General features: G+C 35.2%; 5 protein-coding genes. All 5 read left to right on the forward strand.

The window, feature by feature from the left end; all coding sequences use genetic code 11:
• Positions 1-90 precede the first annotated feature (90 nt).
• The 5 genes from ISU00_RS11400 to ISU00_RS11420 all read left to right on the forward strand — a co-directional run bounded on the left by ISU00_RS11400 (position 91) and on the right by ISU00_RS11420 (position 13,738).
• On the forward strand, positions 91-4,203 hold the full coding sequence (locus ISU00_RS11400) for a hybrid sensor histidine kinase/response regulator transcription factor (protein WP_228850787.1): 4,113 nt from the start codon (positions 91-93) through the stop codon (positions 4,201-4,203).
• Between the two features lie 574 nt (positions 4,204-4,777).
• The gene (locus ISU00_RS11405; protein WP_228850788.1) at positions 4,778-7,993 is read left to right on the forward strand and encodes a SusC/RagA family TonB-linked outer membrane protein; all 3,216 of its coding nucleotides are present in this window, start codon (positions 4,778-4,780) and stop codon (positions 7,991-7,993) included.
• A gap of 13 nt (positions 7,994-8,006) precedes the next feature.
• Entirely contained in the window at positions 8,007-9,725 is a 1,719-nt protein-coding gene (locus tag ISU00_RS11410; RefSeq protein WP_228850789.1) for a RagB/SusD family nutrient uptake outer membrane protein, read from the forward strand.
• Positions 9,726-9,745: 20 nt separating this feature from the next.
• Positions 9,746-10,540: a hypothetical protein gene (locus tag ISU00_RS11415; protein ID WP_228850790.1), complete on the forward strand. Its 795-nt coding sequence runs from the start codon at positions 9,746-9,748 to the stop codon at positions 10,538-10,540.
• A 237-nt stretch (positions 10,541-10,777) separates the two neighbouring features.
• Positions 10,778-13,738, forward strand: coding sequence for a beta-L-arabinofuranosidase domain-containing protein (locus ISU00_RS11420; protein WP_228850791.1), 2,961 nt, complete (start codon positions 10,778-10,780; stop codon positions 13,736-13,738).
• The last annotated feature ends 10 nt before the right edge of the window (positions 13,739-13,748 follow it).

Below are 13,748 nucleotides of genomic sequence, written 5' to 3' on the forward strand. Positions count from 1 at the left end.
TTTGATAGTTAATTGTAGAATTTAATTTTATCTCATATTAGTTTAAAAACACACATATTAGCTTTTTGTTTTTGGTTTACATGGGCCATATTGTTTTCCCAACAGGGAAACCCCAGATTTAAGTTTGTAAATATCAAAGATGGTATCCCCGCAGTTGGCATATATAACATGGATCAAGATGCGCGAGGATTTATCTATATCGGTACCAATGGGTCAGGGTTATACAAGTTTGATGGTATTGATTATACCGCATATGGTTTTATTTTAAACGACTCTACCTCTTTAAGCAATAATGTGGTTAATTGCCCTTTCGTTGACAGTAAGGAACGGCTTTGGGTTGGTACAGAAAATGGACTAAATCTTTACAATAGGGATAAGGACAATTTCATAAGAATCCCAAATGATAAATTCGGCATCGAAAAAGGTGAGAACTTGATTATTCGAAGTTTGGCTGAAGGGAACAATGGAGAACTTTTTATTGGAACCTATGGCTCTGGAATTTATAAGCTGAATCTAGAAGATCTTTCAATTAGCAAAATCTTTAGTAGTGAACTAAATAGGGACGAAACTATTACCGTTTTGGATATAGAGGCTGATAATTATGGTAAAATTTATGCAGCGACCAATTTGGGCATACAGGAATATGATGCAGAAAGAAATATAATAAAACCATATTATTATAATCAAGATGAATGGTTTTCGGAACCTATTCAGTCTCTTGAAATTGATGAGGATAATAATATTTGGGCGGGCAGTATATCAAATGGACTTTTTAAACTAAGTCAAAAAGATAGACCATCTTCTAATCAGCGTAAAGTTGAGAATTTCAATATTTCTAATCGCCTTTTCTTTTCAATATTATCCTTGGATGATGGCACCATTTTGTGCGGTACTGAAAATGATGGTCTATATCATTTGAAAAAAAATGGTGAATTGATCCATAAATACTCATCTAAGAACAGGGGCGAAAATTCAATTGTTTCTAATTCAATTTGGTCACTTTATCAAGATAAGGATCGAAGAATTTGGTTGGGCTATTATGATAAAGGTGTTGGTTTGCATGATAAGCTTTATGATAAATTTAAAGATCTTCAAAGTGTTTATTCCAATTCAAATCCAGATGCACAATCTTTAAGTTCGGTAACATCATTAACTCAGGATTCACTTGGTAATTTTTGGGTTGCAATGGATGGCGGTGGCCTAGGTTTTTTTGAAAAAGAAACCAAATCCTACACTAATATTAACAAGGGAAGTACTTCACCATTTTCTGGATTAACGAGCGACTATATTCAAACTGCTTTTATAGATAGCAAACAAAATTTGTGGCTGGGGAGTTGGGAGGAAGGATTGTTTTTATTGAAAAAAGGCAGTAATAGATTTATTAATTATACCATTGAGAATACTGCGAATGCGCTGAATTCAAATACGGTCCTATCCATAGATGAAGATTCCAAGGGAACAATTTGGATTGCAACCTTCCACAATGGACTTCAATCATTCGATCCTGAAACTCAAAAATTTATTTATCATAACACTCCAGAATTTGAAGAGGTGGGAGTGCCTACAAGTGATTGCTGGAAAGTCTTAGTTGATAGTGAGGATAAAATTTGGTTAGGTACTACCAGTGGTTTATATCTAATCCAGAGAAACGTGGATGGTGGTTTTAAGGTTGAATCGTATGGTGAAAAGTTGGCACAGCAATATGGTAATCCAATAACGGCCAATCACATCTTATCGATTTATGAAAGTTCTGATAATCTAATTTGGTTCGGAACGAAAGGGGCAGGCCTTTGCAAGTACAATCCTAAAACAGATTCAATCTATTGGTATAATAGGCTTAATGGTTTAAACCTTAAGAATATTTATAGCATAATGGAAAGTGGAAATAATAATTTATGGGTTACAGGAAACGCTGGTATCACAAAAATTAACGTCCCAACTAACACCTTTTCAAATTATACCGTAAATGATGGTTTGCTTTCTAATGATTTTATTAGGAACGCTGTTTATAAAGATGAAGAAGGGAATATTTATTTGGGTAGTCAAAAAGGTGTAGACTTTTTTAATCCAGACAGTTTAACAGCTAATTCAAAAGAAAATTATCTTTATTTGTCGGACTTAAAATTATTCAATAAAAAGGTATTACCTACCCAAAAAAATTCACCACTTAAAAAGGTTATTACAGAAACTGATACCATCACATTGACTACGGACCAATCCGTTTTCACAATAGAATATTCCGGAATCAATTACACCAGGCCCGAAGAAAATGAATATGCATATTATTTAGAGGGTTACGAAAATTCATGGAATTATGTAGGTAATTCGAGAAACGCGACCTATACAAACCTGGACCCCGGAAGTTATACCTTCAAATTAAAATCGGCCAACAATGATGGCAAATGGAATGAAGAACCACTATTGCTACACATAAATGTTTTGCCTCCTTGGTGGAAAACTAACTGGGCTCTGTTTGGGTATTTGGTTTTCCTCTTATTCAGTTTAATATTATTAAATAAACTAACCCAAATGAGGGTTCGTGAAAAGCAAAACGTTAAACACGAACTTGAACGAAGGGAACAAGAAAAGGAATTAAATGAGAAAAAATTCCAGTTCTTCACTAATATTTCCCATGAGTTTAGGACTCCATTATCATTGATAATGAATCCTTTAGAAGAAATTATGGAAGATTCAAGAACCCCTCTTCCCTTGGCTATAAAGGATAAATTGCGTACCGTTTATAAAAATACCTCAAGGTTACATAGACTTGTAAACGAGTTGTTAGATTTTAGAAAGCTAGAATTAACCCCAATTAATGTTAAGGCCCGGCCGATAAAAATTTACAGCTTTGCACATGATATAGCTAGTCATTTTAAAGAGGAGGCAGTTCAGCGGAACATTAAGTTAGATCTTTACTCAGATGATCACAATCTTGTTATTTGGGCAGATGAAGGTATGATTGAAAAGATTATTTTCAATTTATTGTCAAATGCCTTCAAAGCGACCCCAGAAGATGGAGAGATTAGTTTGAAGCTATTTTCGAAATTAAAACAGGCAAAATTAGACCTTATAAATAAGGAAGATCCTGTTGATGTGTTGGAGATTTCAATCTCGGATACTGGCCCGGGAATAGAGAAGGACCAAATTGACAAAATATTTGAAAGATTTTACCAAGTTGAAAATTTAAATCGCACCTACTTTGGTGGAACAGGTATAGGGTTAGAAGTTGTTCAAAATTTCGTTGTTTCACACAGGGGGAAAATTGAAGTGGAGAGTATAATTGGCAAGGGTACTACTTTTAAGGTCATTTTACCTAAAGGAAAAGATTATCTCAGGGAAGATGAAATTTTATCAGATCTAAAGAATACCCTGAAGCAGAACGAAGTTTTCCTTGATTCTACCATTGAGGAAGAAGCGCACCTAGAAAATATAGATATTTTAAATGGGGATCACTCTCATTCACTTCTTATTATTGATGACAATATAGAACTGCGGAATTACTTAAAAAATCAACTCAAGGACAGTTATAAAATAATTCTAGCCAAAAATGGAATAGAAGGCTTGGAAAAAACTTATGAATACCAACCGGATATTATTTTAACTGACGTTATAATGCCAGAAATGGATGGTTTTGAATTCTGTAAGAGAGTAAAGTCGGATGCTAAAACTAGCCACATACCCGTGTTAATGTTAACGGCAAAAACTAGGATAGATGACCGTATTGAGGGAATTGGTTTAGGTGCCGACGCTTATATGGCAAAACCTTTTAATATGAAGTTGTTGAAATTGAGGCTGTCTCAATTGGTTTCTAGTCGTCAATTAATATATAATAAGTATTTTAAAGTAATCTCCAATCAACCAAGTAATGGTGATTCATCTTCCCAGGATAAAGATTTTATGGTTAAACTTCTCAATTATATAAATGAAAATATTGCTGATCCCGACATCAGCGTTGAATCTCTAGCCGAGGAGTTAAACCTAAGCCGAAGCCAACTTTACCGAAAAATAAAGTCTCAAACCAACTATTCTGCCATTGAATTTATTAGAAATTGTAGATTACTTAAAGCGAAGCAAATGATTGAAGGTGGTAACACAAATATTAAGGAAGTGTCATTTGCTGTAGGTTTTTCTACACCATCTTACTTTTCAAAGTGCTTCAAACAGTATTTTAATGTATTGCCGACAGAGGTTGTTCAATCATAAATGAATATTTTCATTCTTCTATTAATCGCCCTTAGTTGATAATTGTAAACTTTCTAATATTAATGTCCGATCAATTGAAATAACCCAACTTATTAATCTTCCCTACCTTTTTACTATTGCTATTTTTCTGAATTAATATTAATTTGATAGAATGTTGGTTAAAATGGACCTCATTAAATCACTCAAATTTCAAGATTCTATCATAGAAAAACCTGTTTCCGTTCATGCTCCATTTAAATTTTTTTTAAGAAAAAGGGAGTATACCAATCTTTTTATAACTTAAATGTTGCATCTTTTAGAATAAATGTTGCATCTTTTTTCTTATCCTATCAAGATGCAACATAAGTTGTCGACCGAGAATCATATATCTCTGATTTCTTTAAACTTTTTTTAACATTTACGTTCATGAAAAAGTCGACGTTTAAGTGGAAGCCTTTTGGAGAAATAATTTTGACGGTGGTCATTATTGCAATTATGCTCTTTGTGATTTATTTCATTCTGTAGCCCGAATTGTCATTTTCTGATTTTTCATTTCGACGCGTACGTAAATTAATTAACTCAAACTTAATACGTGATGCAAAAATTAAAATTTGCGATTCTTGGATTGGTTATGGTAATTACACAAAGCATGTTTGCTCAAACCAAAACCGTTTCAGGAACCGTTATTGATGGTAATGGCGTTCCATTACCTGGAGTGAGTATCCTAGTAGAAAATTCTACCCAGGGTACTATGACTGATTTTGATGGACAATACACACTAGATGATGTATCTCCAGAAGATCGATTGGTGTTTAGTTATATCGGTATGGCTACGCAAGTTATTACCGTTGGAACTCAAACAACAATTAATGTAACACTTTTAGAATCCGCTGAATCTCTAGATGAGGTGGTTGTAACTGGTTACGGAACTCAGAAAAAAGGTTTATTAACCGGTGCTCAGGTAAATGTAAAAGGGGAAGATATTAAAGCCTTAAACACAGGTACCGCCATGCAGGCTTTGCAAGGTGTAACAGCTGGTGTTAGTATTACCCAAAACAGTGGTGCTCCAGGTGCAGGTACTAGAGTAACTATCCGTGGTCTTGGAACCATTGGTAATTCTAATCCATTGTATATTGTTGATGGGGTTGCAGTAGGTAACATAGACTATTTAGGCCCATCAGACATTGAATCCATTGATGTACTAAAAGATGCTGCTTCTGCAGCTATTTATGGTTCTCGTGCCGCAAATGGTGTTGTATTGGTTACAACTGTAAAGGGTAGGAAGAATGCCTCGGCGAGGATAACCTTCGATACCTTTTATGGTGTGCAAAATATCTATAAAAACTTAGATCCATTAAACGCTCAAGAATATATGTATATTATTGACGAGGGTCGAGTTAATGATGGTTTGGCTCCAAATAATTGGGAATCCATAGTAAAAAACAATAGCTGGTTATCTAATAATTATCCGGACGCGGCTGTTGAATATGGTGATGAAGTCTGGAACATGCTTCAAAATGGTTGGGAAGGTACTAACTGGGTTGATGAAATGTCGAAAAATGATGCTCCAGTGAAAAATTATGCCTTAAATATTACAGGAGGATCTGAAGATATTACCTATTCCCTGGGAGCTTCTTACTGGGATGAAACAGGTATTATTGGTGGAGATATTTCTGATGCTGGTTTCAAAAGACTTACAACAAGATTAAATACGCAATTCGTTATTAAAAAGAATAGTGAACATAATATCTTAACGGTTGGTGAAAATTTTACTTATACAAATTCGGAAACAAGAAGTGTAGCTACAGGAAACATTTATTGGAATGATTTACACAACGCCCTAATTACTAATCCGTTAATGCCAGCCTATTGGCAACAATCCATTGATTATAATATTAATGAATTTGGGTATTCTCCAACGTTGGAAGGAATATCAGTTGGGCAAACTAATCCATTAGCAGTATTGTATTATCGTCACAACTATAATTATGGTAAGAATAACACAATTGTAGGAAATGTATTTGCAGAACTCGAACCTATCAAAGATTTGAAATTTAAATCTTCCTTTGGTGTAAATGCTTGGTTTGGTTGGGGCAGATCTATGAATCCTACCTATGGTTTAGGAAGATTATATACTGATGATGTTGACGGAGCTTCACAAAGCCAGTATTTAGGAAATAACTGGATTTGGACAAATACCCTTTCTTATAATAGACAATTTGGCGATCATGATTTTGACATTGTGTTAGGTACAGAATTGTTACAGAATGAAATAAATAATGAGGTTGGAGGTTCCAGGAACAATTTGTTATTTCCAGGTCAACCAAAATATGCTTATCTTAATAACACTGAAAGTCCTTCCTCTATTAGTGAAATTTCAACCTATGGTGCTGATTGGGCCGCAGGAGGTGGAGGTTTGATGTCTTACATTGGTAGGTTGCAGTATAACTATAAAGAAAAATATTTATTATCTCTTACAATGCGTGCTGATGGATCATCCAATTTTGCAGAAGATAATAGATGGGGTTATTTCCCATCGGTTTCTGCTGGTTGGGTGTTGACAAATGAAGATTTTATGTCTAGCAGTTCAAATTTTCTTGATTTTCTGAAAGTTAGAGGAAGTTGGGGACAAAATGGTAATCAATCGATTCCAAACTTTATCTACTCCTCTCAAATTGCTTATGTATTCCCAGGTTATTTCTTTGGAGATACAAAACCGGTTTCTGGAAACACTGCATATCCCGCAAAAGTTCCAAATCCAGATGTAACTTGGGAAACTTCAGAACAGTTAGATTTAGGTTTTGATGTTAGAATGTTCCGTTCTAGATTAGGGATCACATTTGATTATTATGTAAAAACAACTAAAGATTGGTTGTTAGAAGCACCAATTTTGGGAACATTTGGCGCAGGTGCACCATTTATTAACGGTGGTGATATCGAAAATAAGGGAGCTGAAGTTGTATTAAGCTGGAATGATGAAATTAATGATTTCAGTTATGGAATTACGCTTACTGGTGCTCATAACAAAAATACAGTTACCCGTATTGCAAATACGGATGGTGTAATTAATGGTCCACCACATGTATTGTCTCAAGGAACTGCTCCAGTTTCTAGGGTAGAAGTAGGACAACCAATTGGTTATTTCTATGGATATAAAACCGATGGAATTCTACAAAATCAAGATGAGGTAGATGCCTATGTTACCCCAAGTGGCACACCATATTTTTCTGACCAACGCCCTGGAGATGTTCGTTTTGTAGATTTAAACCAAGATGGTGTTATTGACGAGAATGATAAAACGTATTTGGGTAACCCGAATCCAGATTTTGAAATGGGATTCCAATTAAATTTGGGTTATAAAGGCTTTTATGCCAATGCAACCCTAACTGGTAAATTTGGTATGCAGATTATGCAATCCTACCGTTCCTTTGCCGATAGTCCTGCACAAAACTATACCAGTGATGTATTCAGTCGTTGGCACGGAGAAGGTACTTCAACAAAAATGCCTAGGTTAGGTGCTGTGTCTAATAGAAATTCGCAATTTGTGTCTGATATTTATATGCACGATGCTGATTATGTTAGAATAAATAATTTAACCATTGGATATGAATTTGCAGAAATATTGGATGTCCCAGCAATTTCTAAATTGAGGGTATATGGTTCGGTAAACAACTTGTATACTTTTACTGGATATGATGGTATGGACCCTGAGGTTAGATTTGGTCATGATGCGGCTTGGGCCTCAGGTATAGATCTTGGTTTATATCCAAGACCAAGAATGTTTATGTTTGGTGTTAGCGCTGAATTCTAAAAAAAAATTAATTATGAAAAAAATAATCTATTATTTAAGTTTTGTAGCTGTGATTCTATTCATGGGCTGTGAAGATGATCTGGATACTGAAAACCTATATGGTAAAAGTTTGGAGAGCTTTTATAAAACTCCATCAGATATTGAAGAGGCAATGGCTGGTGTTTACAATGCAATTTATACTGTAAATCCTCATAGTAATGAAGCAATTGCTGCCGGTCTAATGTCAGATATGATGTTAGGAGGCGGAGGCCCAGATGATAAAAGTGCTAAATGGGTTGATAATTTTGAGGATCCTTTAGAAGATACCTACCGAGATATGTGGGTGCAATCCTACAATGGAATTTCTCGAGCAAACGGTATTATTGAAAATACCGAATCTGCCGATTTCTCAACCTTCTTTGCTTCTACCGAAGCAGCTGAGGATTTCAAGGATCAAGCAATAGGTGAAGCCTACTTTATGAGAGCTTTCTACTATTTTAGATTGGTTAAATTTTTCGGTGGTGTGCCTCTAATCGTAACTGTAGATGGGGATAGAACTGTTCCTAGATCTTCAATTACTGAAGTATATGCTCAAATTGCTACAGATTTAAAAACTGCAATTGAAAGAATGCCTGCAACACCATTCCCTAGCATACCAACATCACAATATGGACATGCTAATAAATGGGTAGCTGAAGCTTACTTAGGTAGAGCTTTCTTATATTATACGGGTTACATGACCAATATTGAGGGACAAGCAACAAATTCCTTACCTTTGGTAGATGGAGGTTCCTTAAGTGCTTCAGATGTAGCTGGTTATTTGGAAGATTGTGTAAATAATAGTGGCTATGCACTAGCATCTGATTTTAGGAATTTATGGCCATATTCATATGCGAATCAGGCCGCCGGTCAAACAGTATTGAAATATGCTGATGATGAAGATTTAGAATGGGTAGGGCAAGACGGTGCAAATCCAACATTTGGTACTGGAAATATGGAATCTATGTTCGTTCAACGATTTTCTTTTGGTGACTGGGGTTGGAATAATGGTAACATTTATACCAATAGATATGCTCTTTTTACCAGTATAAGAGGTAATTCCTTGATTCCTTTTGGTCAAGGTTGGGGTTGGTGTACGGTCAATCCAAAATTATACAGTTCTTGGGATGATGACGATCCTCGTAAGTTTGGATCTATAATAAGAGTAAACAATGAAGATGATGCAACCCTAGGTTACACACCAGATCAAGGAGATCATGAAACAGGTTTATTTAATAAAAAATATACCTCCATACAGTTCCCTGTTCCAGGAGGTTCTGAAGTTAAAGGAATGTTTGTTCAATTATATGGATGGGGAAATGCTGATTTTCAGTTAATGCATGCCCAAGATTTTATTTTTATGAGATTTGCCGATGTTCTGTTAATGCACTCTGAAATTACCCAAACTCCAGATGGTATGAATGCCGTACGTTTAAGGGCAGGATTAGATCCAGTTGATGGAGGTTATTCCCTTGAAAAATTAAAGGAAGAGCGTTTACATGAGTTTGCATTTGAAGGATTGCGTTGGTTTGATATAGTACGTTGGGGAGATGTTAATTCTGCTTTCGACGGAACTATCCAAGTTAATAATTCTGGAGTTGACGCAATGTATAAAGCAAATTATAGACCTGAAACTAAAGGTTTGGTGCCTATACCAGAAACCGAAGTTAGATTATCCAGTGGAGTTTATGAACAAAACCCTGGCTGGAATTAAAATTGAAAAAAATTAGAATTATGAAAACAAGAATAACAGTAATTTATTCCACAATAGTTGCTCTGATGCTGCTAATCACAGCTTGTGATCCTATTGTGGATGAGCAGCATTTGCAAAATTCTACGAATGTAGATGGGGTTGAATTAATTGCAACCCAAAGTACCCCAGGAGGTAATAAAATCGTTTTAGAAATGATAACCCCTGGAATAACGGGTTATTGGGATTATAATTTAGGAAAAGCCTTAACAAATAAAGTTGAAATTGTCTACCCTATACCCGGCAACAATACATTTACTTTTGTTGGTACCTTAGGTGGGGAATTCTTTGAAAAAACCATAAATGTACAAATTGACCAATTAGACACTCCTTTGGAGCAAGATTGGTACGACCTTGTCAGCGAAAATACTGCTCAAGGAAAAAGTTGGGTTTTTGATGGTGGTCCTGCATCTGATGGTAGGCAATGGTGGTTTATGTCTGATCCCAACAATCCTTGGGGAATTTGGTGGAATGCGGCAGGTGATTGCTGTCCTCCTTCAGATGCCGCTGGTAAAATGCATTTCGACCTTGATGGGGGTGCCAATTTCACCTATTATGCAGACGCTAGTGGGGCAGCTACAGCCACAGGAAGTTTTGTTCTGGACATTGCAAACCAACGATTAACTGTAGAAGGCGCCAATATTCCTGGATCTGTCGACGGAGGTGGTAATTCAGGGGTTTTTAATATTGTTGAATTAACTGAAGATAGATTAGTTTTATTTGTACCCAACGCTGCGTGGGCTACAGGTTGGACATGGGTTTTTGTACCTGAAGAATAATATTTAAGACTAGCTTGACTTTCTTGTAAAAAAAGGAAGAATTATTTGAGTTAATTACCGAAAAGAGGTTCTAGTTATGAAAATAACAGAAGGACCTCTTTTTTTGTTTATTATATTTAGTCTTGGAAATTGAATAAAATAAACAAGATTGGGATAAAAAAGGTAAATTTTAGAAAGTCATTAATCATTTGGTTTTGCGGTTTATATTCAATATTCGCACAAAGCGGGGACCAGATCTTGGATGGTATAGGTGAAACTGGTCTTATTGCCCGATATGTTTTGGATGGAGATTTAAAAGATTGGTCTCGAAACAACATGCACGCTGAATTTAACGGTTCAGGTCCAATTTTTGTAAAGGATAGTTTATTTAAAAAAGTGATTTTGCTTTCAGACGAGGATAAAAATTTTATTTCCTTGCCTATGGAAGTTGTCAATGATGTCGAGTCGATTAGCATTACTTTTTGGTACAATTTACATTCAATGGAGCCTGACCAAACATTGTTTGATTATGGCCATAATAATAAGAACCACCTCTTTATTTCCGCTTCAAGTTCTGGAGGTTATTCAGGTATAGAAATTGAAGGTTCGACAACGCACTTGCCTTTTTCTACTGAATTAGGTTCAAACAATTGGATTAATCTAGCACTAGTTATTAATGGTCCATCTAAATCGATGTCAACTTTTATTAATGGTATTTTAATAAAGGAGATTAATGTTCCAAATAGTTCAATTTCAGATTTGCTTTTTCATAATAAAAGAAATCCAATCAAATTTTTTATAGGTAAATCTATTAATGGTGATTCATTTTTTAATGGGAAATTGCACGATTTTAGAATTTATCGTATTCCTTTAAAAGAAGACCAAGTTTTAAAAATTTACAATAATTCTACAAAGCAGAATTCTGATAATATTGGCGATAAAAAGAAAAAAGTCGTTAACCTTCCACAATTTCCTTCTTCTCATCCTCAATTGTACAATCAATATTTAGTTTCAGTTAATAATGTTGAAGTGAAGACTAATGTTGGCAATCTACCGCGATTGCCCAGATTTTTAAAAGGTGTATATCAAAATGGAATTAAGGGACCAGATGTAAGGGTCCTATGGCCTGAAGAGTCAGATAATTCTAAGGTCCTAAAAGTAGGTCAATATACCATTATTGGAAGAATTCCTGGAAGTTCATTAATACCAAAAGCAACTATTATAATTGATTCTTTGGAGACAAAAAATACTCCAAAATTTCAATTAGAACCTTTTAAACTTAGTCAAGTGTCAATGACAAGTTCTTCTAATGGTAATAAGAGTAAATTTATTGAAAACCGCAGCAAATTTATCGATACTCTTGCACTTACCAATCCCGATGATTTCTTGTATATGTTTCGAGATGCATTCGGCCAGCAACAACCAAATGGAGCTAAACCTTTGGGGGTCTGGGATAGTCAGGAAACTAAGTTAAGAGGACATGCTACGGGTCACTATTTAACAGCTTTGGCTCAGGCTTATGCAAGTACTCAATATGATAAAAACTTACAGTCAAATTTTGCCCAGAAAATGGATTATATGATAGATTCACTCTATGATTTGGCTGTTATGTCTGGAAATCCAAAAGAAGCAGAGAGTGAATTTATTTCCGATCCAATTAAAGTTAAACCAGCCAGTGGTAAATCTGATTTTGATTCTGATTTAAGTAAGGAAGGTATTCGACATGATTACTGGAATTGGGGAACAGGTTTTATTAGTGCCTATCCACCAGATCAGTTTATAATGTTGGAACATGGTGCAACTTATGGGGGTCAAAAAAATCAAATTTGGGCACCATATTACACACTTCATAAAATTCTTGCAGGATTATTAGATATTTATGAGGTAAGCGGAAATGAAAAGGCACTTAATATTGCAAGGGGAATGGGTAATTGGGTAAATGCACGTTTAGAGCAATTACCCACGGATACACTAATAAGCATGTGGAACAGATATATAGCAGGTGAATTTGGTGGAATGAATGAAGTATTGGCTCGTATGTTTAGAATTACAGGAGATGAAAAATTTCTGAAAACAGCCATTATATTTGATAATATTCAAATGTTTTATGGTGATGCAAATCATTCTCACGGTTTGGCAAAAAATGTTGATACTTTTAAGGGCCTACATGCCAACCAGCATATTCCACAGGTTATGGGAGCCATAGAAATGTATCGAAATTCTAATAATCCAAAGTATTTCAATATTGCAGATAATTTTTGGAATAGAGTAACAAATGATTATATGTACAGTATTGGGGGTGTGGCAGGGGCACGTAATCCTGCAAATGCTGAGTGCTTTGTTGGTCAGCCAGCCACTTTATACGAAAATGGATTTTCAGAAGGTGGTCAAAATGAAACCTGTGCAACTTACAACCTTTTAAAATTGACCCGATATCTTTATCAATTTAAAAAGGATCCCCAATTGATGGATTATTATGAACGTGGACTTTATAATCATATCCTAGCTTCAGTAGCAGAGAATAGCCCGGCAAATACTTACCATGTTCCTTTAAGGCCAGGATCAATAAAGAGTTTTGGGAATCCTGATATGTCTGGGTTTACTTGTTGTAATGGTACTGCTTTAGAGAGTAGCACCAAACTTCAGAATACCATTTATTTCAAAAGTTTAGATAATCAATCCTTATTTGTTAATCTATTTATCCCTTCAATTTTAGAATGGTCTGAAAGGGGAATAACTGTGGAACAGAAAACAAATTTTCCAAATGAAGACCATACCAAACTTATTATTGGTGGGAATGGAAAATTTGATTTAAATCTACGCGTTCCAGCTTGGGCAACTAACGGTTATATTGTTAAGGTTAATGGAATAGAACAAAATGTGGAGGCCCATCCTACATCCTATATAACCTTATCAAGAAATTGGAAAGAGGGCGATATTGTAGATGTATCCATGCCTTTTGGTTTTCATCTTGAACCAGTCATGGACCAGCAGAATATTGCAAGTTTATTTTACGGACCAATTTTATTAGCAGCCCAAGAGTCTGAACCTCAGAATGATTGGCGAAAAATCACCTTGGATCCTACAGACTTAGGAAAGTCTATTAAAGGCGATCCAAGAAATTTGAAATTCAACATTAACGGAGTTGAATTTTTACCCTTTTATGAAACTTATGGCCGACACTCCGTTTATTTAGATGTTTCATTTGAAAAAATGTAAAATGAAGTAA

The organism is Aegicerativicinus sediminis, from assembly GCF_015476115.1.
In the GTDB taxonomy this organism is placed as follows: Bacteria; Bacteroidota; Bacteroidia; order Flavobacteriales; family Flavobacteriaceae; genus Aegicerativicinus; species Aegicerativicinus sediminis.